The 24,500-nt window shown below is 74.5% G+C and carries 22 protein-coding genes; 13 read left to right on the forward strand and 9 right to left on the reverse strand.

Annotation, left to right across the window (positions count from 1 at the left end; all coding sequences use genetic code 11):
• Positions 1–7: 7 nt before the first annotated feature.
• The gene (locus BMY40_RS05790; protein ID WP_093656149.1) at positions 8–703 is read right to left on the reverse strand and encodes a DUF1707 SHOCT-like domain-containing protein; all 696 of its coding nucleotides are present in this window, start codon (positions 701–703) and stop codon (positions 8–10) included.
• A 57-nt stretch (positions 704–760) separates the two neighbouring features.
• Positions 761–2,233: a glycine hydroxymethyltransferase gene (locus BMY40_RS05795; RefSeq protein WP_093656760.1), complete on the reverse strand. Its 1,473-nt coding sequence runs from the start codon at positions 2,231–2,233 to the stop codon at positions 761–763.
• Positions 2,234–2,452: 219 nt separating this feature from the next.
• On the opposite strand from BMY40_RS05795, the gene BMY40_RS05800 reads away from it, so the two are divergent.
• Both BMY40_RS05800 and BMY40_RS05805 read left to right on the forward strand, forming a co-directional pair.
• On the forward strand, positions 2,453–2,668 hold the full coding sequence (locus BMY40_RS05800; protein ID WP_093656151.1) for a dodecin: 216 nt from the start codon (positions 2,453–2,455) through the stop codon (positions 2,666–2,668).
• Positions 2,669–2,832: 164 nt separating this feature from the next.
• Complete coding sequence (locus BMY40_RS05805) at positions 2,833–3,198, forward strand: GNAT family N-acetyltransferase (protein ID WP_177213894.1); 366 nt, start codon at positions 2,833–2,835, stop codon at positions 3,196–3,198.
• A gap of 99 nt (positions 3,199–3,297) precedes the next feature.
• On the opposite strand, the gene BMY40_RS05810 is transcribed toward BMY40_RS05805, so the two are convergent.
• Positions 3,298–3,477 carry a hypothetical protein gene (locus BMY40_RS05810; protein ID WP_245769888.1) on the reverse strand — a complete coding sequence of 60 codons (180 nt, stop codon included), beginning with the start codon at positions 3,475–3,477 and terminating at the stop codon, positions 3,298–3,300.
• A 235-nt stretch (positions 3,478–3,712) separates the two neighbouring features.
• Positions 3,713–5,068, reverse strand: coding sequence for a glycoside hydrolase family 16 protein (locus BMY40_RS05815; protein ID WP_218158234.1), 1,356 nt, complete (start codon positions 5,066–5,068; stop codon positions 3,713–3,715).
• Positions 5,069–5,604: 536 nt separating this feature from the next.
• On the opposite strand from BMY40_RS05815, the gene BMY40_RS05820 reads away from it, so the two are divergent.
• From BMY40_RS05820 to BMY40_RS05850, 7 genes are all read left to right on the forward strand, one after another.
• Positions 5,605–6,618, forward strand: a complete 1,014-nt coding sequence (locus BMY40_RS05820; protein WP_093656157.1) for a LacI family DNA-binding transcriptional regulator — start codon at positions 5,605–5,607, stop codon at positions 6,616–6,618.
• Between the two features lie 156 nt (positions 6,619–6,774).
• Entirely contained in the window at positions 6,775–8,451 is a 1,677-nt protein-coding gene (locus tag BMY40_RS05825; RefSeq protein WP_093656159.1) for an ABC transporter substrate-binding protein, read from the forward strand.
• A 166-nt stretch (positions 8,452–8,617) separates the two neighbouring features.
• The gene (locus tag BMY40_RS05830; protein ID WP_093656161.1) at positions 8,618–9,829 is read left to right on the forward strand and encodes an ABC transporter ATP-binding protein; all 1,212 of its coding nucleotides are present in this window, start codon (positions 8,618–8,620) and stop codon (positions 9,827–9,829) included.
• Positions 9,826–10,806, forward strand: coding sequence for an ABC transporter permease (locus tag BMY40_RS05835; RefSeq protein ID WP_093656764.1), 981 nt, complete (start codon positions 9,826–9,828; stop codon positions 10,804–10,806). The genes BMY40_RS05830 and BMY40_RS05835 overlap by 4 nt, the downstream gene beginning before the upstream one ends.
• A 3-nt stretch (positions 10,807–10,809) precedes the next feature.
• Positions 10,810–11,838 (forward strand): ABC transporter permease, encoded by a 1,029-nt coding sequence (locus tag BMY40_RS05840; RefSeq protein WP_093656163.1) that lies wholly within the window; start codon positions 10,810–10,812, stop codon positions 11,836–11,838.
• The gene (locus BMY40_RS05845; RefSeq protein ID WP_093656165.1) at positions 11,835–12,902 is read left to right on the forward strand and encodes an ABC transporter ATP-binding protein; all 1,068 of its coding nucleotides are present in this window, start codon (positions 11,835–11,837) and stop codon (positions 12,900–12,902) included. Before BMY40_RS05840 ends, BMY40_RS05845 begins: the two co-directional genes overlap by 4 nt.
• Positions 12,899–14,371, forward strand: a complete 1,473-nt coding sequence (locus BMY40_RS05850) for a GH1 family beta-glucosidase (protein WP_093656167.1) — start codon at positions 12,899–12,901, stop codon at positions 14,369–14,371. Before BMY40_RS05845 ends, BMY40_RS05850 begins: the two co-directional genes overlap by 4 nt.
• On the opposite strand, the gene BMY40_RS05855 is transcribed toward BMY40_RS05850, so the two are convergent.
• Positions 14,338–15,315, reverse strand: coding sequence for a lysophospholipid acyltransferase family protein (locus BMY40_RS05855; protein WP_093656169.1), 978 nt, complete (start codon positions 15,313–15,315; stop codon positions 14,338–14,340). The genes BMY40_RS05850 and BMY40_RS05855 overlap by 34 nt on opposite strands.
• Before the next feature lie 52 nt (positions 15,316–15,367).
• On the reverse strand, positions 15,368–16,222 hold the full coding sequence (locus BMY40_RS05860) for a GNAT family N-acetyltransferase (protein WP_093656766.1): 855 nt from the start codon (positions 16,220–16,222) through the stop codon (positions 15,368–15,370).
• A gap of 295 nt (positions 16,223–16,517) precedes the next feature.
• Here BMY40_RS05860 and BMY40_RS05865 point away from each other — a divergent pair, with 295 nt between their 5' ends.
• Complete coding sequence (locus BMY40_RS05865; protein WP_093656768.1) at positions 16,518–17,546, forward strand: DUF3048 domain-containing protein; 1,029 nt, start codon at positions 16,518–16,520, stop codon at positions 17,544–17,546.
• A 39-nt stretch (positions 17,547–17,585) separates the two neighbouring features.
• On the opposite strand, the gene BMY40_RS05870 is transcribed toward BMY40_RS05865, so the two are convergent.
• Both BMY40_RS05870 and BMY40_RS05875 read right to left on the reverse strand, forming a co-directional pair.
• Positions 17,586–18,398, reverse strand: a complete 813-nt coding sequence (locus tag BMY40_RS05870; protein ID WP_093656171.1) for an MBL fold metallo-hydrolase — start codon at positions 18,396–18,398, stop codon at positions 17,586–17,588.
• Between the two features lie 136 nt (positions 18,399–18,534).
• Positions 18,535–19,356, reverse strand: coding sequence for a PaaX family transcriptional regulator C-terminal domain-containing protein (locus BMY40_RS05875; RefSeq protein ID WP_093656173.1), 822 nt, complete (start codon positions 19,354–19,356; stop codon positions 18,535–18,537).
• A gap of 120 nt (positions 19,357–19,476) precedes the next feature.
• On the opposite strand from BMY40_RS05875, the gene BMY40_RS05880 reads away from it, so the two are divergent.
• From BMY40_RS05880 to BMY40_RS05890, 3 genes are all read left to right on the forward strand, one after another.
• The gene (locus BMY40_RS05880; protein ID WP_093656176.1) at positions 19,477–21,114 is read left to right on the forward strand and encodes an acyl-CoA dehydrogenase family protein; all 1,638 of its coding nucleotides are present in this window, start codon (positions 19,477–19,479) and stop codon (positions 21,112–21,114) included.
• Positions 21,115–21,297: 183 nt separating this feature from the next.
• Positions 21,298–21,861, forward strand: a complete 564-nt coding sequence (locus tag BMY40_RS05885) for a zinc metalloprotease (protein WP_093656770.1) — start codon at positions 21,298–21,300, stop codon at positions 21,859–21,861.
• Complete coding sequence (locus BMY40_RS05890) at positions 21,858–23,060, forward strand: MAB_1171c family putative transporter (RefSeq protein ID WP_093656772.1); 1,203 nt, start codon at positions 21,858–21,860, stop codon at positions 23,058–23,060. The genes BMY40_RS05885 and BMY40_RS05890 overlap by 4 nt, the downstream gene beginning before the upstream one ends.
• 52 nt (positions 23,061–23,112) lie before the next feature.
• Here the strand turns inward: BMY40_RS05890 and BMY40_RS05895 are convergent, their stop codons facing one another.
• Entirely contained in the window at positions 23,113–24,492 is a 1,380-nt protein-coding gene (locus BMY40_RS05895) for a type 2 periplasmic-binding domain-containing protein (RefSeq protein WP_177213895.1), read from the reverse strand.
• Between the last annotated feature and the right edge of the window lie 8 nt (positions 24,493–24,500).

The following is a 24,500-nucleotide window of genomic DNA, read 5'->3' on the forward strand; positions in this document are numbered from 1 at the left end:
CCGCGGGTCAGTCGTCCCGGTCGTCACGCCGCCTGCCGTGACCGTGACCGTGACCGTACGTGTGACCGTGGCCGCCCTCCAGGCGCTTGCGTTCGCGGCGCTCCTCGCGCCTGCGCTTGCGCTCGACCCCGACTCCGCCCCAGAAGGCGAAGCCGCTGACCACCACGCGCGGCGCGCCCGGCTCGCCCCGGCCCGCGGCACTGTGGTCGAAGCCGCCCATGACGCCGATGCCGCGTACGTCGACCTCGGCCTCGTCCGGGACGATCACGTTGATGCCGCCCATGATCGCGAAGCAGCGGATCTCCACCTCGCGGTCCTCGAAGTACGCCTCGCGCAGGTCGATCTCGCCGCCGCCCCAGAAGGCGAAGCCGGTGAAGCGGCGGGGAGCGGTCCACGGCCCCTTGCGCACGAAGCCGCCCATGATCGCCACTCCGCCGCGGGAGGTGGCGCTGCCGCCGAAGCGGTCGGCCCAGCCGCGGCCGGCCCGGGCGGGCTCGGCCGGCGTGGCCGGCGCGGTGGTCTGGGGCAGGTCCCTGACCAGGGGCGCCAACTCGCCCTGGGTGCGTGCGGCGTAGGCGGAGTCCAGCCGTTCCTGGAACTCCTCCATGTCCAGGCGCCCCTCGGCCACCGCTTCGCGCAGTACCTCGGCCACGCGTTCCCGGTCGGCGTCGGAGGCCCTCATCTCGGGCAGGTCGTCGGTCATGGCGGCAGGCTACCGGCCGGGCCCGCCCGCGGGTCGGTTCGCGGGCGGGCCCTCCGGTCAGGCCAGGTCGACGCCGGGGTAGAGCGGGTGCCCGGCCAGCAGGTCGGCGGCGCGTCCGGCGGCGGCCTCGGCGACCTTGGGCTCCAGCAGGTACCGGGCCCTGGACGGGGCTCCGGCCGCGGTGGTGCCCGGCTCGGCGGCGGTCAGGACGGTGTGGATCAGGTCGGCGACCTCGTCCATCTCGGCCGTGCCCAGGCCGCGCGTGGTCAGGGCCGGGGTGCCGATGCGGATGCCGGAGGTGTACCAGGCGCCGTTGGGGTCGCGCGGCACCGCGTTGCGGTTGGTGACGATGCCGGCGTCCAGCAGCGCGTCCTCTGCCTGGCGGCCGGTGAGGCCGTAGCCGGTGACGTCCACCAGGGCCAGGTGGTTGTCGGTGCCGCCGGTGACGAGGGTGGCGCCGCGGCGCATCAGGCCCTCGGCGAGGGCCGCGGCGTTGTCCACCACCTGCCGCGCGTAGTCGCGGAAGGACGGCTGCCGGGCCTCGGCCAGCGCCACGGCCTTGGCGGCCATGACGTGGGGCAGCGGACCGCCGAGCACCATGGGGCAGCCGCGGTCCACGTGCTCGGCCAGCGCCTCGTCGCACAGCACCATGCCGCCGCGCGGGCCGCGCAGGGACTTGTGGGTGGTGGTGGTGACGATGTTGGCGTGCGGCACCGGGTCGAAGTCGCCGGTGAACACCCTGCCCGCGACCAGCCCGGCGAAGTGGGCCATGTCGACCATCAGGGTGGCGCCGACCTCGTCGGCGATCTCCCGCATGATCCGGAAGTTCACCTTCCGCGGGTAGGCGGAGTAGCCGGCGATCAGGATGAGCGGGCGGAACTCGCGGGCGGCGGCGCGCACCGCGTCGTAGTCCAGCAGACCGGTGGCCGGGTCGGTGCCGTAGCTGCGCTGGGTGAACATCTTGCCGGAGATGTTGGGCCGGAAGCCGTGGGTGAGATGGCCGCCGGCGTCCAGGGACATGCCCAGCATCCGCTGGTCGCCCAGCGCGCGCCGCAGCTGTGCCCAGTCCTCCTCCGACAGGTCGTTGACGTGCCCGGCCCCGGCCCGCTCCAGGGCCGGGCTCTCCACGCGCTGGGCCAGGACGGACCAGAAGGCGACGAGGTTGGCGTCGATGCCCGAGTGCGGCTGGACGTAGGCGTGGTCGGCGCCGAACAGCTCGCGGGCGTGCTCGGCGGCCAGCGCCTCGACGGTGTCGACGTTGCGGCATCCGGCGTAGAAGCGGCGGCCCACGGTGCCCTCGGCGTACTTGTCGCTGAGCCAGTTGCCCATGGCCAGCAGCACGGCCGGGGAGGCGTAGTTCTCGCTGGCGATCAGCTTGAGGGAGGCGCGCTGGTCGGTGATCTCGGCACCGATGGCGTCGGCGACGCGCGGCTCGACGGCGCGGATCACGTCCAGGGCGCTGTTGAACGCGGCCGATGCCGCCGATGCGGTGGCGGCGCTGCCGGTGTGCGGGGTGGGTGCGGTGGCCATGGGCCCCTCCTTGACGTCCTCGACGACGGTGCGGGCGGCCCAGGCGCGCGGCTCTCGGCGCGGCGGGCTCGTCACCCGGTGCGCGGGCCGCTCCCCGATGGTCGATCCCATCCCTACGCGCCAGTCACGGCCCGCTCGGAGCCTAGCACTCGCGGACCGCCCCGCCCTGGGGCACCGTGGAGACGAGAACCGATCGCCCCACCCTTCGCAGGAGGCACCATGACCAGCCACACCTACCGGGTGACCGAGATCGTCGGCACCTCGCACGAGGGCGTCGACCAGGCGATCCGCAACGGGATCGCCCGGGCCTCGGAGACGCTGCGGAACCTGGACTGGTTCGAGGTGACGCAGGTGCGCGGCAACATCTCGGACGGCGAGATCGAGCACTACCAGGTGGGGCTGAAGGTCGGGTTCCGTCTGGAGGGCGAGGCGTAGGGCCGCCTCGGCGCGCGTCCGCCGGAGCGCTCCTCCCGACCGGTTCACCCGTCCTGCCGGGGGCGGGAGGGATAGGAACGCCGCCGTGTGGCACTCGGACACCCGGAAGAATGCCCCTGTATCGCGCCTTTTGCGCGATTCGGCCATTCCGGGAGGAACGCAGCATGCCCACGGCAGCCACCAACAGCCAGGCCACGATCACCGACGCCCCCGCCCACGGCCGGTTCGAGGCCCGGATCGGCGCGACCCTCACCGGTTTCGCCGACTACGTCCGCGACGACGATCTGGTGACCTATCCGCGGGTGGTGGTGTCCCGGCCCTTCCTCGGCCGGGGCATCGGCGACCGGCTGGTGCGCACCGCGCTGGACGACGCGCGGCGGCGCGGCCTGAGGATCCGGCCGGCCTGCGCCTTCGTCGAGCAGTGGCTCGCCATGCACCCCGAGTACCGGGATCTCCTGGCGGAGGAGGCCGGGGACGGCGGCCCCGGCTCCGGGCCCGGTCCCGGCGGTGCGGGGCAGGCGGGCGGATAGCGCGCCGCGCGTCCGGGACCGCCGGGCGTCCGGGACCGCCGGGCGGGCCGGGCGCCGGGCTCCGCGGCGCCGGGGCGCACCACCGGCGCGTACGCGCCGCTACTTTCCGCGGCTTCTCCTCCTCTGCAGCGCCAGCCGCCGCTTGCGCAGTTCGGCCTGGCGCCGCCGGCTCTCGGCGCGAGCCCTGGCCCGCTCCCGCGCCTCGGGGCCCCCGGGCCTGGTGTGGCGCGTCTTCAGCAGCCCCCAGGCCAGGAGCGCGACGATGAGCAGCCCGAGCACGCCGAGGGCCCCGGCGGCCGCCGGGGGAGGTCCTGGAAGTCGATGTCCCAGTACCTGATGTGGTCCCGGCTGTGGTACATCGCCACCTCCACACGCCTCTGCCCGTACGGGAAGCCCACACCCTACGCGTACGCCCCGCCCCCACCCGGATCGGTCCCCGAAGCGGGTGGCCGGAGGTGAAGGCGGGGCGGCGGCCGGGGTCAGTACCCGGGACGGAGCGCGGGCCGGGACCGGATCAGGGCGTGTTCCACTTCTGGTTGGCGGTGCCCGAGCAGGTCCAGATCTGCGTCTTCGTGCCGTTGGCGGAGTTGTTGTCCCTCACGTCCAGGCACTTGTCGGCATTGGGGTTGACGATGTCCCGGGCCCCGGTGACGACCCACTGCTGGGCGGCCGTGCCGTTGCAGTCCCAGATCTGGACGGGTGTGCCGTCCGCCTTGCCCGCGCCGGAGACGTCCAGGCACTTGCCGAGCGCCCGTATGGTGCCGTCCGTGCCGACGGTCCACTGCTGGGCGGCGTTGCCGTTGCAGTCGTGGATCTGCACGGGGGTGCCGTTGGCGGTGTCCGCCCAGGCCACGTCCAGGCACTTGCCCGCCAGACCGGTGATGGTGCCGGTGCGCCCGCCGCCACCGCCGCCGCTGTCGCCGCCGCTGGTGACGCGGACGTAGTCGACGACGAGCTTCTGCGGGAAGACGGTGCTCGAGTCCGGCAGGCCCGGCCAGTCGCCGCCCACCGCGAGGTTGAGGATCAGGAAGAACGGCTTGTCGAACACCCAGCGGTCGCCGCCCAGGTCGGCCGGGGTGCGGCGCTGGTAGACCTGGCCGTCGACCGACCAGGTGATGGAGTTCGGGGACCAGTCGACGGCGAAGGTGTGGAAGTCGTCGGCGAACGCCCGGCCGCCGGGGAGGGTGTAGCCGGCGCCGATGCCCTCGCCGCCGGAGTAGCCGGGCCCGTGCAGGGTGCCGTGCACGGTGCCGGGCTCGTAGCCGACGTTCTCCATGATGTCGATCTCGCCGCTGTTGGGCCAGCCGACGCTGCCGATGTCGTGGCCGAGCATCCAGAACGCGGGCCACATGCCCTGTCCGCGCGGGAGCTTCATCCGGGCCTCGATGTGGCCGTAGGTGGTGGTGAACTTCCCCGCGGTGTTCATACGGGCCGAGGTGTACTCGCAACGCCCGTACCAGCACTGGTAGTTGCCCGGGTTCTCCTTGCGGGCGGTGATCACCAGGTTGCCGTTGCCGTCGAGCGCGGCGTTGGCGTTGCCCGGCGTGTAGTACTGCCGCTCGTGGTTGTTGCCGCTGTTGTCGCCGGTCTCCAGCTGCCATCTGCGGCTGTCGACCGCCGAACCGGCGGGGCCGTCGAAGTTCTCCTCGAACAGCACCGCCGCCGGGGCGGCCTCGGCACCCTGGGCGGCCTTCTGGACGGTTCTCCCGGCGGTCTCGCCCGCCGGACCGGCGGCCGCGGTGCCGGTGACCGCCATGGTCACGGCCAGCGTCAGCAGCGTGGCCGCCGACGCCCAGCGGCGGGACCGGCGGCGCCGGGCGGGTTTTCCGCGGGGAGGGTCGTGGGGCGTGTGGGGGATTGTCGGGTACATGACCATCACATCCGTCTGTCGTCCGGAGGATCCGGCGGTGGGGTGCCGCTCCCCGAGGCACGGGCGGCGGGTACGCAAACGTACGGCGGCCGCGGCGGCGCTGAAGCCGCCTCGTGCGCGCGGGGCGCGGCGCGGACGGGGTGCGGGCGGCGCTCGGCACACCAACCGCCCGCTTTCCAGGCTTGGTTCGGGCAGTGAGTCAACTCCTGGGGAAACCCGGCCGTCAAGGGCTTGGACGAGACCAATTGACTTCAAGAAGTGAACAAGGGAGCGCTCTTGAGAGCGTTCTCAAACAGTGACACGCAATTTTGACGTGAAGTCTTGACGCCCTCGCTCGCTGCCGTTTGACTCCGTGCCCATGCCCGGCACCGGTCCCGGGACCGGTGCCGCCGCCACGCCACTGCCGTACCACCGCCGCGCCGCCGCCGTCCCGTCGCCCGTCCGCCGGCCCCGTCCGTCACCCTGTCCGCCACCCCGCCCCCGCCCCCGCCCCCCGCAGCCGAACCGAGCAGCGCCGAGCCGCCGAAGGAGTGCCCATGCGCGTCACCATCGCCGATGTCGCCCGTGCGGCCGGCGTCAGCAAGTCGACCGTCTCCCGGGTGCTCAACGCCAAGGGCGAGGTGGACGGCCGGACCGCCGAGCGGGTGCGCGACGTCATCGGCAGGCTGGGCTACGTGCCCAGTTCGCGCGCCGTCGGGCTGGCCCGGGGCCGCAGCCGCACCATCGGGATGCTCGCGCCCTCCCTGGCCTGGCCCTGGGTGGCCGAACTCGTCCAGGGCGCGGTGGACACCGTCGAGGCGGCCGGATACGGGCTGCTGCTGTTCACCTGCAGCCGGGGCCGGGAGTCGATGACGCGGCTGACCGCGCAGGTCTCGGCGAACGCGTTCGACGGGCTGCTGGTTGTGGAACCGGAGACCGAGACCGGCGCCGTCGCCGCGATGCACCACTCGGGCCTGCCGGTCGTGCTGATCGACGACCGCGTCCGCCACCCGGGGTTCCCCTCCGTCGCGACCACCAACGCCCTCGGCGGCCGGCAGGCGGCACACCGGCTGCTCGGCCTCGGCCGCAGCAGGCCGCTGGTGGTCACCGGCCCCCGGCGGTTCGACTGCGTGCGCGAGCGGCTGGAGGGCTTCGTCCGGACCCTGGAGGAACACGGCGTCGGGCACGATCCGCGCCGCACGGTGGAGGGCGGCTTCGGCGAGCGCTCGGGCGAGGAGGCCGTGGCGCGCCTCCTGGGCGAAGACGCCGGCTTCGACGCCGTCTTCGCCCACAACGACCTGAGCGCCATGGGCGCCCTGCGCGCCCTGCGCGCCGCCGGGCGGCGGGTGCCCGACGACGTCGCGGTGATCGGCTTCGACGACATCCCGCTGGCCGCCTACACCGACCCGCCCCTGACCACCGTCCGCCAGCCGCTGCGGGCCATGGGCGGGGCGGCCGCCGCCCTGTTGCTGGCCCGGATCGGCGGAGACCCCCCGGACGGCGACCGGGTCGTCCTGCCCACCGAACTGGTGGACCGCGCGTCGGCCCCCGGCCCGGTCCTCACCCCCTAGAACCCCACCCCCGCCCCGCTCGTACCCGCCGCAGAACCCCGATGAGAGCGCTCTCAAGCGCAGAGTCCCAGCCACTCTGAGAGCGCTCTCAAGGGCCAGTCCAGATCGCTCCCTCACCCACCGCGATCGAAAACGGAAAGACCAGGAGGAGACACCATGAGAGTCCGGACCCGGACCAGAACCGCCATCGCGGTGGCCCTGGCCGCCACCGCCCTGCTCGCCGGCTGCACCGCGGGCGCCCCCGGTGCGGGCGGCGGGCAGGCCGAGGGCGACAAGGGCGTGCTGACCGTCGGCATGCCCAACGGCCCGCAGACCGACAACAGCAACCCGTTCCTGGGCACCTCCGCAGGGGCCTCCCTGGGCTACCGCCACATGATCTACGAGCCGCTGGTGATGGTGAACGGCGTCCGCCCCGCCGAGAAGGGCACACCCTGGCTGGCCAGCGAGTGGAAGTGGTCGGACAACTACAGGAAGCTCACCCTGACCGTGCAGGACGGGCCCACCTGGTCCGACGGGAAGGAGTTCAGCGCGGGGGACGTGGAGTTCACCTTCCGGCTGCTGAAGGAGAACGAGGCGCTCAACACCAACGCCATCCCCTACGACGGCATCAGCCGCAAGGGCGACACCGTCGAACTGACCTTCCCCGAGTCGCAGTTCGTCAACCAGAGCAAGATCCTGACCACCTTCGTCGTGCCCGAGCACATCTGGTCGAAGGTGGAGAACCCCGAGACCTGGCCCAACAAGAAGCCCGTGGGCACCGGCCCGTACACCCTCAAGACCTTCACGCCGCAGACCATCACCCTCACCGCCCGCGACACCTACTGGCAGGAGAAGCCGAAGGTCGAGGAGCTGCGCTACACCTCCTACAACGACAACAACGCGCAGACCACGGCCCTGGCCAACGGCACCTGCGAGTGGTCCTTCGTCTTCACCCCGGACTACGAGAAGATCTACGTCTCCAAGGACCCCGAGCACCACAAGCTCTGGTTCCCCTCCGGGCTGGGCGTCCACGGCCTGTGGTTCAACACCGCCAAGAAGCCCTTCGACGACCCGGCGCTGCGCCGCGCCATCAACCACGTCGTCGACCGCGAGGCCATCCACGTCCGGGCGCAGGCCACGCTCTACCCGGAGATCGAGAGCGTGACGGGCATCCCGCTGCCCGCCGGCGAGCCCTTCATCGCGCCCGAGTACAAGGGCGAGAAGCAGGAGGTGGACGTCGAGGCCGCCAAGAAGGAGCTGGAGAAGGCCGGTTACACCCTGTCCGGAGGCGTCCTGAAGGACCCCTCGGGCAAGCCGGTGACGATGACGCTCACCGACCCGGCCGGCTGGTCCGACTACCTCACCGGTCTGTCGATCATCAAGGACAACGTCAAGCAGATCGGCATCGAGGCCAAGGTCAGGACCCAGACCGTCGACGCCTGGACCACCGCGATGAACGAGGGCGACTTCGACGCCAGCCTGCACTGGACCAACAGCGGCGCCACCCCGTACGACATGTACCAGCACGTGATGGACGGCGAGCTGTACCAGCCGCTCGGCAAGGCGGCCCCCGGCGGCAACTTCGGCCGCTTCCGCAACGAGGCGGCCACCAAGGCGCTCAAGGAGTACGCGAACGCGAGCGACGAGAGCACCCGCACCGAGGCGCTGAACGAACTCCAGCGGATCATGGTCGAGGAAGTGCCGCTCATCGCCACCGCCGCCGCCCCCATCGGCGCCGAGTACAGCACCCGCAACTGGGTCGGCTGGCCCTCGGAGTCCGACCCGTACGCGCCGCCGCAGCCCACCCAGCCCAACTCCCTGGACGTCGTCCTGCACCTGCGCCCCGCCTCCTGACGGCACGCCGGGCGCCGGACGCCGGGCGGGCCGCCCGCCCCCGCCGCACACCTCATCCCATCCCCGCACAGCGGCGGGGCGGGCCCCGCCCGGCACATCCCGGCATCCCCGCGCACACGGCACAGGCAGCCCGACAGCCATGACCACAGGGACGACAGGAAGAGCCATGTCCGAAGAACGCTCCGAAGAACACCCCGCACCACCACCCGGCCGTGCGGCCGGCCCCGCCGGCCCGACCTCCGGCACCGGCACCGGCACCGGCACCGGCACCGGCACCGACGAGAGCGTGGTGCTGGAGGCCGAGGGGGTGAGCAAGCACTTCCCCGTGCGGCGCGGCGCCCGCGCGCTGCTGGGCGGGGAGCGCCGGGCCGTCCACGCGGTGGACGACGTGTCGCTGCGGCTGCGCCGCGGTTCGGTGACTGCGCTGGTGGGCGAGTCCGGGTCGGGCAAGTCCACCGTCGCCCGGCTGCTCGCCCAGCTCCACCCCGCGACCGCCGGGGAGATCCGGCTGGACGGCAGGCCGGTGCGGGCCGGGCGGGGGCGGGCGTTCCGCGCGTACTGCCGGCACGTCCAGTTGATCTTCCAGGACCCGTTCGCCTCGCTCAACCCGGTGCACACCGTCCGCTACCACCTCACCCGCGCGCTGCGCATCCACGGCCGGGCCGGCAGCGGTGCGGCGGAGCTGGAGAAGGCGCTGGCCGCGCTGCTGGAGCGGGTGCAGCTCACCCCGGCCTCCCGCTATCTGGACGCCTTCCCGCACGAGCTGTCCGGCGGCCAGCGCCAGCGGGTGGCCATCGCCCGCGCGATGGCCGCCGATCCGCGGGTGCTGCTGGCCGACGAGCCGGTCTCCATGCTGGACGTCTCCATCCGCCTGGGCGTGCTCAACCTGCTGCGCGACCTCAAGGAGCGGCTGGACCTGGCGATCCTCTACATCACCCACGACATCGCCTCCGCCCGCTACTTCGCGGACGAGACGCTGGTGATGTACGCGGGGAGGATGGTCGAGGGCGGCGACAGCGAGACCGTCACCCAGCGCCCCGCCCACCCCTACACCCGGCTGCTGCTGGCCTCCGCCCCCGACCCGGACCGGGTCACCGGGAGCAGTGGGGACGGCGGGACCGGCGAGGGCGGCGAGGGCGGCGGGGACCCGGCCGATCCGTCGGCGAGCGAGCCGCCCAGCCTGATCTCGCCGCCCGACGGCTGCCGCTTCCACCCGCGCTGCCCGCTGGCGATGGAGCGCTGCCGCGACCGGACCCCGCCGCGCTTCGACCTCGACGGCGGCCAGTGGGCGGCCTGCTGGCTGTACGACACCTCCCCGGACGTACCGGCCCCCGGGGACGCGCGGACCGCCGGGACCGGGCGGGGGGCCGCGTCGTGAAGTTCGTCCTCCAGCGCCTGGCCTTCTACCTGCTGACCGCCTGGGCGGCCATCACCATCAACTTCCTCATCCCCCGGCTGATGCCCGGCGACCCGGTGCAGTCGCTGCTCGCCCGCTACCAGGGCCAGCTCTCCAGCAAGTCCATCGCCTCCCTGGAAGCCCTCTTCGGGCTCGACCGGGACCGCTCGCTGTGGCAGCAGTACACCGACTACTGGGCCAGCCTGTTCCGCGGCGACCTGGGGACGTCGTTCACCTTCTTCCCCACACCCGTCTCGGAGGTCATCGCCCAGAGCCTGCCGTGGACCCTGGCCCTGGTCGGCACCACGACCCTGATCAGCTTCCTGCTCGGCACCGGCATCGGCATCTTCGCCGGCTGGAAGCGCGGCTCCTGGCTGGACGGGCTGCTGCCGGTGACCACCTTCATCTCGGCCATCCCGTACTTCTGGCTGGGGCTGATCGCCATCGCGGTGTTCGCCGTGCAGTGGCCCCTCTTCCCCGCCTCCGGCGGCTACGACACCTCCCTGGTGCCGTCCCTCAGCGGGGCGTTCGTCTCCAGCGCGCTGTACCACGCGGTGCTGCCGGGCGTGACCGTCGTGCTCAGCGCGATGGCCGGCTGGGTCCTGGGGATGCGGAACATGATGGTGACCGTCTCCTCCGAGGACTACGTGATGGTCGCCCAGGCCAAGGGCCTGCCCGAGCGCCGGGTGATGTTCTCCTACGCCGCCCGCAACGCGATCCTGCCCAACGTCTCCGGCTTCGCGCTCTCGCTGGGCTTCATCGTCGGCGGCACGCTGCTGGTGGAGATGGTCTTCTCCTACCCCGGCATCGGCTACGTCCTCTTCCAGGGCGTCGGGGCCAAGGACTACCCGCTGATGCAGGGCGTCTTCCTGATCATCACCCTCGCGGTGCTGGCCGCCAACCTCCTGGCCGACCTGCTCTACATGATCCTCGACCCGCGCACCCGGAAGGAGGGCTGACCCATGGCCGTGCAGGCGTCCGAAAGCGCCGCTCCCGTCGGCACCGTCCCCGCCGCCGCCCCGCCCGCGGCCCGCCGCGACCGGCTGCGCTTCCTGCGCAACGGCAAGACCGCCACCGGGCTGGCGATCCTGGGCCTGTTCGTCCTGCTCGCCGTCGCCGGCGAGTGGCTGGCCCCGTACGACCCGTCCGCGATGAGCGACGACGTGCTCCAACCGCCTTCTTGGGAGCACCCGTTCGGCACCACGCAGACCGGGCAGGACATCTTCTCCCAGGTGCTGGTGGGCACCCGCGGGGTGCTCGTGGTGGGCTTCGTCGCGGGCTTCTTCGCGACGCTGCTGTCGGTGCTGGTCGGGGTGAGCTCCGGCTTCCTGTCCGGCATCGGCGACGAGGTGCTCTCCGCCCTCACCAACATCTTCCTCGTCCTGCCCGGACTGCCGCTGATCATCATCATCGCCAGCTTCCTGCCGGACTCCGGCGACGTGATCATCGCGGTGGTCATCAGCCTCACCGCGTGGGCCTGGGGAGCCCGGGTGCTGCGCGCGCAGACCATGTCGCTGCGCGGACGGGACTACGTCCAGGCCGCACGGGCCACGGGCGAGTCCACCTGGCGGATCATCGTCTTCGAGATCCTGCCGAACCTGACCGCCGTCATCGCCTCCGGATTCGTCGGAACGGTGATCTTCGCGGTGCTGTCGGAGATCACCCTGGCCTTCATCGGCGTGGCCGACATCTCCCACTGGAACTGGGGGACCATCCTGTTCTGGGCGCAGAGCAACCAGGCGCTCGGCCAGGGCGCGTGGTGGTGGTTCGTGCCCGCCGGACTATGCATCGCGCTGCTGGGCACGGCGCTGACGCTGATCAACTTCGGCATCGACGAGTTCGTCAACCCCAGGCTGCGCACCGCCGTACGCGTCCGGGGCGGGGCCCGGATGCGGGTCGGCTTCACCCCCGTCGCCCGCGCCCCGCGCGGCGGGGCGGAGCCCACGGGGAAAGCGGTCGGGGCGCGCGAGACCGAGGAGACACCCGTATGAGCACATCGGCAACCTCCCCCGTGAGCGCCCCGCCGCGCTCCTCGACGCGGCCGCCCGTGCTGGAGATCGGCGGTCTGTCCGTCGACTACGGCGTCGGGGACGGCGCGGTGCGGGCCCTGCACGACGTGGACCTGACGCTGCGCCGCGGCGAGGTGCTGGGCCTGGCCGGCGAGTCCGGCTCGGGCAAGTCCACCCTGGCCTACGCCGTCACCCGGCTGCTCTCCCCGCCCGGGGTGATCACCGGCGGGGACGTGCGCTACCACCCGCGCGAGGGCGAACCGGTGGACGTGCTGGCCATGACCCCGCAGGAGCTCCGGGCGTTCCGCTGGCAGGAGGTCTCCATCGTCTTCCAGGGGGCGATGAACTCCCTCAACCCCGTCCACACCGTCCGCACCCAGCTCACCGACGTCCTGAAGGCCCACCGGCCGCGGATGTCCCGGGAGGAGCGCACCGGGCGGGCGCGGGAGCTGCTGTCGCTGGTGGGGATCTCCCCCGACCGGCTGGGCGCCTACCCGCACCAGCTCTCGGGCGGGATGCGGCAGCGGGTGATGATCGCGATGGCGCTGGCCCTGGAGCCGGAGATCGTCGTCATGGACGAACCGACCACCGCGCTGGACGTGGTGATGCAGCGCCAGATCCTGCGGCAGCTCGTGCGGCTGCGCGAGGAGCTGGACTTCTCGGTCGTCTTCATCACCCACGACATCTCGCTGCTGATCGAGTTCTCCGACCGGATCGCCATCATGTACGGCGGCCGGGTCGTGGAGCAGGCCGGGGCCGCCGACATCTACCGCGACCCCCGCCACCCGTACAGCCACGGGCTGCTGCACTCCTTCCCCGCGCTGCACGGCCCGCGCCGCGAGCTGACCGGCATACCCGGCTCCCCGCCGGACCTGCGGGCCATGCCGTCCGGCTGCGCCTTCCACCCCCGCTGCCCGAAGGCCTTCGAGCCCTGCGGCCTGCGCACGCCTCATCTGGCGCCCGTGACCGACACCGGTACCGACACAGACACCGGCCGCAGCGTCGCCTGCTGGCTGAACGACGACCGCCGATCTGGAGAATCATGACCGCCACCACTTCCGCGCCGACGCCGACCTCGACCGCCACCTCCCCCGCCGCCGAGCCGGTCGCCGGGCTGCCCGCGGACTTCCGCTGGGGGGTGGCCACCTCCTCGTACCAGATCGAGGGCGCGGTCGACGAGGACGGCCGCACCCCCTCCATCTGGGACACCTTCTGCCGCGTGCCCGGAGCCGTGGCCGGCGGCGAGAACGGCGACACCGCCTGCGACCACTACCACCGGATGCCGCAGGACGTGGAGCTGATCGCCTCCCTGGGCGTGGACACCTACCGCTTCTCGCTGGCGTGGCCGCGCATCCAGCCGGGCGGCCGCGGGAAGGGCAACCCGCGCGGCATCGCCTTCTACGACCGGCTGGTCGACGAGCTGCTGGACCGCGGCATCACCCCGTGGGTCACCCTCTACCACTGGGACCTGCCCCAGGAGCTGGAGGACGCGGGCGGCTGGCCGGAGCGCGACACCGCGTACCGGTTCGCCGACTACGCCGAGATCGCCCACGACGCCCTCGGCGACCGCGTCCGGCACTGGACGACGCTGAACGAGCCGTGGTGCTCGGCGGTGCTCGGCTACGACCAGGGGGTGCACGCGCCCGGCAGGAGGGACTTCGGCGACTCCATGCGGGCCGTCCACCACCTGCTGCTCGGCCACGGGCTGGCCGCCCGGCGGCTGCGCGCCGCCGGGAACCCGCCCGAGGAGCTGGGCATCACCCTCAACCTGGGCACCGCCACCCCGGCGAGCGACAGCGAGGCCGACCGGGCCGCCGCGCGCCGGGCCGACGGCATGGGCACCCGGCTCTACCTGGACCCGCTGGTGCACGGGCGCTATCCGCACGACGTGGTGGAGGACCTGGCCGCCAGGGGGGTGACCCTGCCCGTGGAGGACGGCGATCTGAAGGCGATCTCCACGCCGCTGGACGTGCTCGGCGTCAACTTCTACTCCGGCCACGTCTTCTCGGGAACCGCCGAGGACGGCTCCACCACCGGTGAGGACGGGCTGCCGGTGACACGGGTCGTCCCGCAGGGCCGGCCGCGCACGGCGATGGACTGGGAGATCGTCCCCGAGCGCCTGACCGAGCTGCTGGTTCGGCTGCAGGAGGACTACGGACTGCCGACGGTGATCACCGAGAACGGCGCCGCCTTCGACGACGAGCCGCCGGCCGACGGGGCGGTGCACGACGCCGACCGCACCGCCTACCTCGCCGACCACATCCGCGCGGTGGCGGCGGCCCGGAGCGCCGGGGCGGACGTGCGCGGCTACTTCGCCTGGTCGCTGATGGACAACTTCGAGTGGGCCTACGGGTACGCCAAGCGGTTCGGTCTGGTCCACGTGGACTACGGGACCCAGCGCCGGACCGTCAAGGACAGCGGACTGTGGTACCGGGACACGATCCGCCTGACCCGCCGGGCCGCGGGCCGGGCCGGCGGGGGTCAGGCCACCGGGGACCAGGCCGCCGCGGGCTGACGCCCGGGCGGTGGTGGCGGGCGGCGGTCCGCGCCCGCCACCGCCGCCACCACCGCCGCCCGCGCGCCCGTGCCCAGGGCCGTCTCCACCGCCTCCCGTGCGGCGGCGGCCAGCGCGCGGCGGTCGGGGTGGGCGCCGGGCGGCAGCGGCGGCAGTACGGTCACCTCGGCGACCAGGCCCCGGGCGGCGGCCACCCGGCGCAGCGAGGCGGCCAGTGCGTCGTCGCCGACGAAGGCGGCCCGCGTGTCCACCGCCCCCGCCGTGTCCGTCACGCCCGGCCCGTCCGCCGTGTCCGCCGTGTCCGCCGTGCTGTGCGCCCGGTAGCGGATCGCCACCGGCTGCACGGGGACCCCGGCCTCCAGCGCGGCCTGGAACAGCGCCCCGCGGAACGGCCCCAGTTCCCTGCCGCACCGGGTGCTGCCCTCGGGGAAGGCCACCACGGTCGAGCCCGCGCGCAGCGCCCCGGCGACCTCCGCGACCGTCCCCGGCAGGGACCGCAGCCGCTCGCGGTCGATGAACAGGGTCCCGCCGCGGGCGGCCAGCCGCCCCAGCACCGGATACCGTCCGACCTCCCGCTTGGCCACCATCCGGCCGGGCGCCACGGCGGCCAGCAGCGGTACGTCCAGCCAGGAGACGTGGTTGGCCACCACCAGCGCCGGACCGGCCGCGGGCCCGCCCGTGACGCGGACCCGCACCCCCAGCGCGGTGGCGATCGCACCACCCCACCACCGCACCAGCACCGCGCGGCGGGCCGGGGCGAGGCGGCGTACCACCGGTGACAGCGCCACCCCCGCCGGCAGGACGGCGGCCAGGGCCGCCCAGCGCGCCGACCGCCGCACCGCCCCGGCAGCCGCCGGGCGGCGGGGCAGGCAGCCTGCCACGGTGCACGGCGAGAACGGGAACCAGGGATCCGCCCTGGGCTCCGCCCGCTCCGGTGCGTCCATCGCTCCTCTTCCTCCTTCCCCCGCTCTCCGGCTCATTCCGCCGCCGGTTCCGTCAGGCCGGGAGGAGGGAGAGGAAGTGCCGCAGGTAGCGCGGGTTGGTGTCGCGCAGCGACAGCAGCACGTACAGATCGGCGACGCCGAAGTCCGGGTCGTGGGCGGGTTCCCCGCAGACCTTGGCGCCCAGGCGCAGATAGCCGCGCAGCAGCGGCGGCAGCGCGGTGCGGGAGGCGGCGGCGCCCGGCGCCGGCTCCACGTCCCCGGCGCGCCAGGGCAGCCGGGGGCGCACCCGGTGCTCGGCGGGGGCGAGGTGCCGCTCGGCGACGGCCGCCCACACGGCGGCGGCCGTCGCCCCGCCGTCGGCCAGCGGCAGGGAGCAGCAGCCGCCGAGCCAGTTGTGCCCGGTGCGCTTCAGGTAGCGGGCTATGCCCGCCCACATCAGGGCGATGACGGCGCCGTCGCGGTGGTCGGGGTGGACGCAGGAGCGGCCCGCCTCCACCAGGTCGCCGCGCAGACCGGCGCCGTCCAGCAGACCGTCCAGCTCGAACTCGCCCTCGGCGTACAGCCGTCCGGCCACCCGCGCCCGCTCCGGCGGCAGCAGCCGGTAGGTGCCCACCACCTCCCCGGTCGCCCGCTCCCGCACCAGGAGGTGGTCGCAGTAGGCGTCGAAGGGGTCGGTGTCCAGACCCGGTTCGGGGCCGGCGAGGCGGGCGCCCAGCTCCCCGGCGAAGACCTCGTACCGCAGGCGCTGCGCGGCCCGTACGTCCGCCTCGTCGCGGGCGAGGGAGACGGTGTACCCGTCGCCGGGAGGCGCGGGGGCGGGTGCGGGGGCCGGTGCGGGTGCGGATGCGTAGGAGGGCTGGGCGGGGATGCCGGGGAGGGTGGGAAGGGCGGCGGGTACGGCTGGCACGGCGGAAGCGGACACGGCGGGTCCTCCTGGTCCGGGCGGCAGTGGATCGCCGGTCCGTCATACGGCGGGACCGGCTCTCCCCCTTTCTTCGCCGGGCCGGCTGGACTCCGCGTGACCACTCCGGGGAGCGGGGGTGTGCGCCGACTGAACACACGCCCCCGGCGCGTACGCAGCGCGGACGGTGCCGCGTCACCCGCGCGGGGCAGAGGGACATGAAACCGCCCGTCCCGGTCAAGGGATGGAGTGAGAGGTCACCAGGCGGCGCGGCGGCGCCCGGCCGGAGGGACGGCGAGTGATGCGGACGATGCGGACGGGGCGGGCCGGGAGGGCCTCGGGCGGCGGGCCGGGTACCGGGCGGCGGGCCGTACGGGCGCGGGTCCGGGCGCTGGCGGCGGCGGTGGCGTGCGCCGCGCTGCTGACGGGCTGCCCGGGGGCCGGAGACGGTGACGGTGGCGGGGAGCAGAACGGCCGCTCCCCCTTCACCGGTGAGAGCGTGGCCGACGCCTCGGCGCCGGTGCTCGCCGTGAAGATCGACAACGTGGCGGCCGCGCGCCCCCAGACGGGGCTGGAGCGGGCCGACATCGTCTATGTGGAGCAGGTCGAGTCGGGGCTGACCCGGCTGCTGGCCGTGTACTCGTCCGACCTGCCGCCCACCGTCGGGCCGGTGCGCAGCGCCCGGGAGTCCGACATCGAGCTGCTGCGGCAGTTCGGCGAGCCGGCGCTGGCCTACTCCGGGGCGCAGTCGAAGCTGGTGCCGGTGCTGGAGGCCTCCCCGCTCCACCTGGTGCCGCCCGGCGAGGCGCCCGGCGCCTACTCGCGCAGTGCGGAACGCTCCGCCCCGCACAACATGTACCTGGACCCCCGGGCCGCCCTGCGCGAGGCCCCCGACGGGGTGAGCGGCGCCTCCGACATCGGCTTCCGCTTCGGCGCGGCGCCGCAGGGCGGCCGGGCCGACACCGAGGAGGCCGTCCGCTTCCCGGCCGTCCGGTACGCCTTCACCTGGTCGGCCGAGCACGACCGCTGGCTGGTGTCCATCGACGGCCGGGAGGCGACCACCACCGACGGCGGCCGGCTCGGGGCCCCCACGGTCGTCGTCCAGCGCGTGGAGATCCGCGACTCCCGCTTCAGCGACCGCGGCGGCAGCGTCAGCCCGTACTCGGAGACGGTCGGTTCCGGCGAGGCGACGGTGCTGCGCGGCGGCCGGGCGTACGAGGCGCGCTGGTCGCGGCCGTCGGCGGAGAGCGGCACGGAGTTCACCACGCCGGACGGCGATCCGATGACCTTCGCCGAGGGGCAGGTGTGGGTGGTGCTCGCCCCGCGCTGAGGCGCACCGGGGCTCGCCGGGGCGCCACGCGCGCGGACGTCAGCCCCGGGCGGCGGCGCGGACGGCGAAGCCTTCCAGCGCCGCGGCCGCCCCCGGACCGGTCATGGGCTCGCCGTGACCACCGGCCAGCACCGACGGCCGGAGCCGGGCCAGCCTCTCCACCGACTCCCGGGCCGCCCGCCGGTCCCAGGTGGTGTACCACGGCGCCCCCGACAGCCCCGGCCTCGGCGCGAGCATCCCCCTCACCGTGCCGATCCGCACCGTCACCAGTGCGTCGCCGCTGATCAGGACGCGGTCCGCGGGACGGAAGTACGCGGTGTGCCCGGGAGTGTGGCCCGGCGTGTGAACGCACTCCCAGTCCGGCAGGCCGGGGGGCGCGGCGCGCGGGTCGAAGGCGCGCGCGGCCCCGTCCAGACCCGCCCCCGCCAGCATCGCCTCGTACCGCCGCCGGCCCGCCGCCCGCATCACCGGCAGCAGGAGCCGGCGGTCGAGCGGTGCGGCGGCGGCCTCGATCGCGGCCGGGTCGCCGGTGGCGAGGGGCAGTTCGCCGGGGTGGAGGTGGACGGGGCACCCCCACTCCCGCGCCAGCCGCGGGGCGGAGCCGGCGTGGTCGGGGTGGCAGTGGGTGAGCAGGACGGCGGCCGGGCGCGAGCCGGGGCCGAACAGGGACGCCGCGGCCCGCTCGACGCGCGGTGCGTCGGCCGCCCAGCCGGTGTCGACCAGCGCCCAGTGCGGGCCGGAGCGGACCAGGTAGACGTTGGTGCGCGTGTGGCCCCACGGCCCCGGGCAGTACACGCCCGGGGCGATCTCCCGCGCCCTCGGCGCGGGTGCGGTACTGCGCCGACGTGTCATCGCACACCGTCCCGTGTGGCCGAGCGGGGTTCCCGGGGATTCCGGCGGGGACTTCACCGTGGGAGACCCGCGCGGTGCGGGTGCCCGCCGCCGTGCCGTCCACTCCCCCGCCGTGCCCTTCGGTCCGTACGGCGTGCTAGTCCGGTGCGGTGTGGCGCCGCAGGACGGCGCGGAGATCGGCCTCGAAGGCGTCGTAGCGGGCGCGCAGCGCCGCGCCCGGCCAGTCGCCGGGCAGCAGGGCGGGCGGGAGCAGGGGGTCGGCGAGCAGATGGCGCAGGACGGCGGCCGAGACGGTGAAGCGCCGGGCCGGGTCGCCGGCCTCCGCCGCGGCGTCGGCGGCGGCCGTCAGGGCGCGGGCCCGCGCCGCCCAGCCGTCCAGGTCCCACAGCGCGGCGGCGAGTTCGGCCGGATCGCCGTCGGGGGCGCCGGTCAGCAGGGTGCACTGCCCGGTGACGACGGGCGGGCGGGGCCGCAGCAGGTTGGCGGGGCGCAGCCAGGTGCCCTCGCGCAGTTCGGCCAGGCGCAGGGCGGCCATCGCCCGGCGCAGGGCGCCCCGGTCGGCCGCGGCCCGGCGCTCGGCGGTGACGACGGCGATCTCCCACTCCCCCCGCCAGTCGCGGGTGCGGGGCGCGCGGCTGTCGTCCTGGCGGGCCTGGCGCTCCAGCAGGCGCGCGGTGAGGCCGTACGAGCCGTCGGCGGTCTGGGCCAGGTCCCCGGCCGCGACCATCCGCGACAGCGCCACCCGTACCGTGCCCTCCGCGATCCCGAAGAGTTCGCCGACCCGCACCAGGGCTCTGGCGGGCAGGGCGGGCGGGTGGTGGCCGAGCAGGGTGCTGAGCACGATCGAGCGGGCCGTCAGGGGACGCAGGGCGAGCGCCCGGGCGCCGCGACCACCGTGGGTGCCGTCGCGGGTCGCGCGGGTGCCGTCGGGGCCTTCCGCGTCGTCTGTGCCGTTCATGGTCTCCGTGATCCTAACCGCCCGGCGCATTACAGTCTTCCGTCACACATACGGAATCTGTAATGTCGGGGTGCCGGGCACCGCCCGTCCCCCGCCGCCCCGCCACCTTCGGAGGCCGCCGTGAGCGCCACCCATGAAGTGATCAACCAGCCCCCGCCGCTGACCGGCTTCACCGCGGCGGACGACCCCGCCGTGTTCGAGGCCCTGCGCCGCCACGGCGCGCAGTGGGGCGAGGCCGAGGTCCGGGAGCTGGGCGCGCTGGCCGGCGCCCCGGAGGTGCAGGACCGGGCCCGGGCTGCCGAGGAGACCCCGCCCCGCCTGCGCACCCACGACCGCTACGGCCACCGCGTGGACGAGGTGGAGTTCCACCCCGCCTGGCACCACCTGATGGCCACCGCCGTCGAGCACGGGCTGCACGCCGCGCCCTGGGCCGACCCCCGCCCCGGCGCCCATCTGGTGCGCGCCGCCAAGTTCCACCTGTGGTCCCAGGCCGAGGCCGGGCACGGCTGCCCGGTCTCCATGACGTACGCGGCCGTCCCCGCGCTGCGCGCCCAGCCGGAGCTGGCCGCCGTCTACGAACCGCTGCTGACCGCCCGCTCCTACGACTTCGGGCTGCGCCCGCCGCTGGGCAAGTCCGGGCTGATCGCGGGCATGTCGATGACCGAGAAGCAGGGCGGCTCGGACGTACGGGCCAACACCACCGAGGCCGTCCCCGCCGGCGACGGCGGCTACCGGCTCACCGGCCACAAGTGGTTCACCTCCGCGCCGATGAGCGACGTCTTCCTGGTGCTGGCACAGGCCCCCGAGGGCCTGACCTGCTTCCTGCTGCCGCGCGTGCTGCCCGACGGCACCCGCAACGCCATGCACCTGCAACGGCTGAAGGACAAGCTGGGCAACCGCTCCAACGCCTCCGCCGAGGTCGAGTACGACGGTGCCGTCGCCTGGCCGGTCGGCGAGGCGGGCCGCGGGGTGCGCACCATCGTGGAGATGGTCAACATGACGCGCCTGGACTGCGTCCTGGGCACGGCCGCCGGCATGCGCGCCGGACTGCGCCAGGCCCTGCACCACACCGCCCACCGGCGGGCCTTCGGCGCCAGGCTGGCCGACCAGCCCCTGATGCGCTCGGTCCTGGCCGACCTGGCGATCGAGTCGGAGGCCGCCACCACCCTGGGGCTGCGGCTGGCGGCGGCCGTGGACGCCGCACACGCCGGGGACGAGGCGGAGGCCGCCTTCCGCCGACTGGCCCTGGCCGTGTCCAAGTACTGGGTGTGCAAGCGCGGCAGCACGCACGCCGCCGAGGCGCTGGAGTGCCTGGGCGGCAACGGCTACGTCGAGGAGTCGGGCATGCCCCGCCTGTACCGCGAGGCGCCGCTGCTGTCGATCTGGGAGGGCTCGGGCAACGTCGCCGCCCTGGACGTGCTGCGCGCCCTGGCCAGGGAGCCGGCCGGTCTGGACGCCGTCCTGGCCGAGGTGGACGCCGCCTCCGGAGCCGACGCCCGCCTGGACGCGGCCGCCGCCGGGGTGCGGGCCATGCTGCCGGAGCTGAAGGACCCGGTCGGCGCGCAACTGCGCGCCCGTGCCTTCGCCGAGCGCCTGGCCCTCGTCCTCCAGGGCAGCCTGCTGGTGCGCCACAGCCACCCGGCGGTCGCCGACGCGTTCTGCGCCTCCCGGCTGGGCGGCGACTGGGGGTACGCCTTCGGCACGCTCCCGGCGGGCGCCGATCTCGGCGCGATCCTGGAGCGGGCCCGGACGCGGTGACGGAGGCGGCCGCCGCGCCGCACCGCCTCCCGCGGCTGGACTCACCGCCCCTCTTCCTGCCAACCTCTGTGCCGGCAGCGGCCGTTGCCGCCGACCGGGCGGCCGGTGCTGCTCCGGCCCGGTTCCGGCACGGTCCGCACCGCAGCCGCGACCGCCCACGACGGACGAGGGGGACCGCTCACCGTGAAGGAACGGGAACTGCGCCGGCGGTGCAGACGGCTGCTCAACGAACTGGACATCCGGCCGCCCCTGGACGTGACCGAACTCTGCCGCCGCGTGGAGCGGCGGCGCGGCAGGCCCCTGAGACTCGTGCCCCACCCGATCCCCGTTCCGGGCCCGTTCGGCATGTGGATCGGCGCCCCCGCGGCCGACTACATCGTCTACCAGCAGCAGACCAGCGGCGCCCATCAGCGCCACATCATCCTGCACGAGCTCGGCCACATGCTGGCCGACCACCACGGCGACCGCCCCGACCGCCACGAGGAGGAGCTGCTGACCGCGCTGCGCCGCGGCACCGAGCACCTCGCCCCCGGCGAGATCCCCGAGCTCGACCTCGACCCGGACGCCGTACGGCGGGCGCTGCGCCGGACCGCCTACGACAGCGTGCAGGAGCGGGAGGCCGAGACGGTGGCCACGATCATCCTGGAGTGGGCCTCGGTACTGGACCAGGTGGTCCCGCGGTCGTCCGCCGATGCCACCGCGGAGCGCATCGGCGCGGCCCTCGGCGACCGGCTGGGGTGGCTGTGAGCCTGCTGCTGACCCTGTACGGAGTGGGTTCGTTCCTGGTGCTGGCCTGGATGGCCCACCGGCTGACGCGGGCGCCGCGCGACGTGCCGCTGTGGGCGGTGACCGGGCTGATCGCCTGCTGGGCCGCGGCGTACCCCTTCGGACTGGCCGCCGACCGCGAGGAGGTGTTCCTGGGGCTGGCGCCCATGACGTCCCGGCTGGTCCAGCACATCCTGGTGCTGGCCGCGGTCAACTGCATGGTCTGCTTCTACCTCTTCTCCGCGCTGGAGCCCGCCCGGGCCCGCAGGCGCGCCGGCTGGTACGCGCTGGCGCTGATGGGCACGGTCGCCGTCCTCATCGCCGCGGTGGCGGCCGCCCCCGCGGGCACCCGTACCCGGGACCACACCGTCACCGGCGTGGCGGTGTTCTTCGTGACGGCCGACCTCTACCTCGCCGTCGGCTTCGCCCTGGGCTGGATATGGACCCGGCGCTACGCGCGCATCGCCGAGCCCCGGCTGGCGCGCGGACTGCGGATCACCTCCTGGGGCATGGCCGCCGTCGTCGTGGCCGACGCCCTGTTCGTCCCGGCGGTGCTGATGCGCTGGGCAGGCGGCGACGGCGCGCCCGGGTCGCTGGACACCGCGGGCGCCGCGGAGACGACGCTGGGCTGGTTCGGGGCGGTGTTCTTCCTGCTTCCGGGCATCGTGCTGATCCTGGCCGGCATCACCTACCCGGCCGCGGTGATGCGGCTGACCGCGCTGCGCGTGTGGTGGCGGCACCTGCGGGCGTACCGCGGTCTGGAGCCGCTGTGGACGGCGCTGCACCGGCAGTTCCCCGAGGACGCGCTGCACCGGGTGCCGGCGCGGCGCTGGCGCGACGCGCTGAGCCCGCGCGGGGTGCACCGCCGCTACTACCGGCGGGCCATCGAGTGCCGCGACGGCCTGGTGCGCGTCAGCCCCTACCTCGCCGCCCTGGACGGCGGGAGCGGAGGCGGCGGCGGTGGTGACGGTGCCGGGGCGGAGGGCGCGGCGCCGCCGGAGCGGCTGGCGGTGCGGCTGCGGGAGGCGCTGCGGGCGCACGCCGCGGGCCGCCCGGTGGACACCTCCGCGGTACCCGTGGCCGTACCGGCCGAAGGCGGCCTGGACGCCGACGTGGAGCGGCTGCTGGCGCTGTCGCGGGCGCTGCGGGCCGTGGAGCGCGCCGGGCGGGACGCGGCGTGAAGGGGCGGCGCGGTGCGGTGCGGGAGGCGGCGCGGTGTGAGGGCGCGGCCGGTCACCGGCAGATCCGGTCCAGCCGCTCGGGCTCCCGCCGGAACCGCTGCCGGAACTGCCGCTCGGACTCCTCCTGGACCTCCTGGATCTGCCCCAGCAGCCCGGTCGGATCCTGCCCCGGGTCGGCGAGGAACTCCAGGACCTTCTCGTAGAAGACGCGGCGGATCATGGGCGGCATGACGTCCGAGGCGTCCAGGCAGAGCCTTCCCGCCCTCTCCAGCTCCCGCACGACGCGGCGGCTGACGGTGTCCCTGCCGCCGGCGGGGTAGCTCTCCTCGCCCACGTCCTCGTGGGCGGAGAAGAAGGGGATCTCGCCCCTGGCCCAGCCCTCCTCGTCCTTCGCCCAGACCCGCTGCGCCTCCAGGGAGGCCAGGAAGCGCATCAGCTCCTGGCCCTCGGGGCTCGCCCGGAACATCGCCGCGAAGTCCGCGGAGACCTCCCGGTCGCGGCCGTCGCGGTCGGCGGCCCCGGGCAGCAGCCGGGGCGAGGGGACGAAGTCGGCCTCCGGGGCCCTGGGCCCGTACAGATGGCGGGCGAAGCTGCCCTGGTGCTCCAGTTCGCAGCCGCCGCCCGGGCCCGTGCCGAAGAGCAGCCCGTTTCCGCCCTCCGGGCCCCGGTGGTCGGTGGTCAGCGCTTCGCGGGCCGTCCTTCCTCCGTCGCCGGACATGAACTCGCCCCAGGTCCGCCAGGCCCGCACCACGGCCTCTTCCGTCCACTCCATCTCACCGGCCGCCCACTCCTCGTAGGCCTCGTGGCCGGACTGCTGGAGGAGGACGTCCTCGATCCAGTCGCTGCCGGGCCAGCCGGAGGTGGCGTCGGAGCCCATGCCGACGCACCAGCGTTCCGCGTCCGCGCGCGAGGGGTCCGGCCGCCTGCCCTTCTCGTGCCAGACGATGCTCTTGAGGTCGACCTTCACCGGGATCCAGTGGCGTTCGTCCATCCCGGCGGGCTGTGCCAGCCAGGGTCCGCCGTCGTACTTCTCCTCGTCGACGACCCCCTTCCCCAGGGGCTCCAGGAAGCCCTCGCGCTCGTAGTCGACCAGATCGCCGAGGACGGGCAGGACGGCGACGTCGGGAGGGTCGCCGGCCAGCAGGCCGGAGAGCAGCACCTCGCGGGTCGCGGTGGTGCCCTGGTACTCGACGGAGACGCCCTGCTCGGCCTCGAACAGCTCCAGCAGTTCCTCGAAGGACTCCTGCTCCCCTCCCGTCCACGGGCCGAGGACGGTCAGGGCGCGGCGGGGTTCCGCGGCGTCGCGGGCGCAGCCCACCGGGCCCGCCAGCACCAGGAGCAGGGACAGCGCGCCGAGGGCGGCCGTACGCCCCCCGCGCACAGGTCTGCCGGTCCGCGCCCCGCGCACGCTCCTGACGCGCCCTCCCCTCACACGTCCCT

Source organism: Streptomyces radiopugnans, from assembly GCF_900110735.1.
Classification (GTDB): domain Bacteria; phylum Actinomycetota; class Actinomycetes; order Streptomycetales; family Streptomycetaceae; genus Streptomyces; species Streptomyces radiopugnans.

Excerpts from the sequence above, each read along its gene's own strand:
- BMY40_RS05790 (WP_093656149.1), bottom strand. The coding sequence starts at position 703 with ATGACCGACGACCTGCCCGAGATGAGGGCCTCCGACGCCGACCGGGAA.
- BMY40_RS05795 (WP_093656760.1), bottom strand. The coding sequence starts at position 2,233 with ATGGCCACCGCACCCACCCCGCACACCGGCAGCGCCGCCACCGCATCG.
- BMY40_RS05800 (WP_093656151.1), top strand. The coding sequence starts at position 2,453 with ATGACCAGCCACACCTACCGGGTGACCGAGATCGTCGGCACCTCGCAC.
- BMY40_RS05805 (WP_177213894.1), top strand. The coding sequence starts at position 2,833 with ATGCCCACGGCAGCCACCAACAGCCAGGCCACGATCACCGACGCCCCC.
- BMY40_RS05815 (WP_218158234.1), bottom strand. The coding sequence starts at position 5,068 with ATGTACCCGACAATCCCCCACACGCCCCACGACCCTCCCCGCGGAAAA.
- BMY40_RS05820 (WP_093656157.1), top strand. The coding sequence starts at position 5,605 with ATGCGCGTCACCATCGCCGATGTCGCCCGTGCGGCCGGCGTCAGCAAG.
- BMY40_RS05825 (WP_093656159.1), top strand. The coding sequence starts at position 6,775 with ATGAGAGTCCGGACCCGGACCAGAACCGCCATCGCGGTGGCCCTGGCC.
- BMY40_RS05830 (WP_093656161.1), top strand. The coding sequence starts at position 8,618 with ATGTCCGAAGAACGCTCCGAAGAACACCCCGCACCACCACCCGGCCGT.
- BMY40_RS05840 (WP_093656163.1), top strand. The coding sequence starts at position 10,810 with ATGGCCGTGCAGGCGTCCGAAAGCGCCGCTCCCGTCGGCACCGTCCCC.
- BMY40_RS05845 (WP_093656165.1), top strand. The coding sequence starts at position 11,835 with ATGAGCACATCGGCAACCTCCCCCGTGAGCGCCCCGCCGCGCTCCTCG.
- BMY40_RS05850 (WP_093656167.1), top strand. The coding sequence starts at position 12,899 with ATGACCGCCACCACTTCCGCGCCGACGCCGACCTCGACCGCCACCTCC.
- BMY40_RS05855 (WP_093656169.1), bottom strand. The coding sequence starts at position 15,315 with ATGGACGCACCGGAGCGGGCGGAGCCCAGGGCGGATCCCTGGTTCCCG.
- BMY40_RS05865 (WP_093656768.1), top strand. The coding sequence starts at position 16,518 with ATGCGGACGATGCGGACGGGGCGGGCCGGGAGGGCCTCGGGCGGCGGG.
- BMY40_RS05870 (WP_093656171.1), bottom strand. The coding sequence starts at position 18,398 with ATGACACGTCGGCGCAGTACCGCACCCGCGCCGAGGGCGCGGGAGATC.
- BMY40_RS05875 (WP_093656173.1), bottom strand. The coding sequence starts at position 19,356 with ATGAACGGCACAGACGACGCGGAAGGCCCCGACGGCACCCGCGCGACC.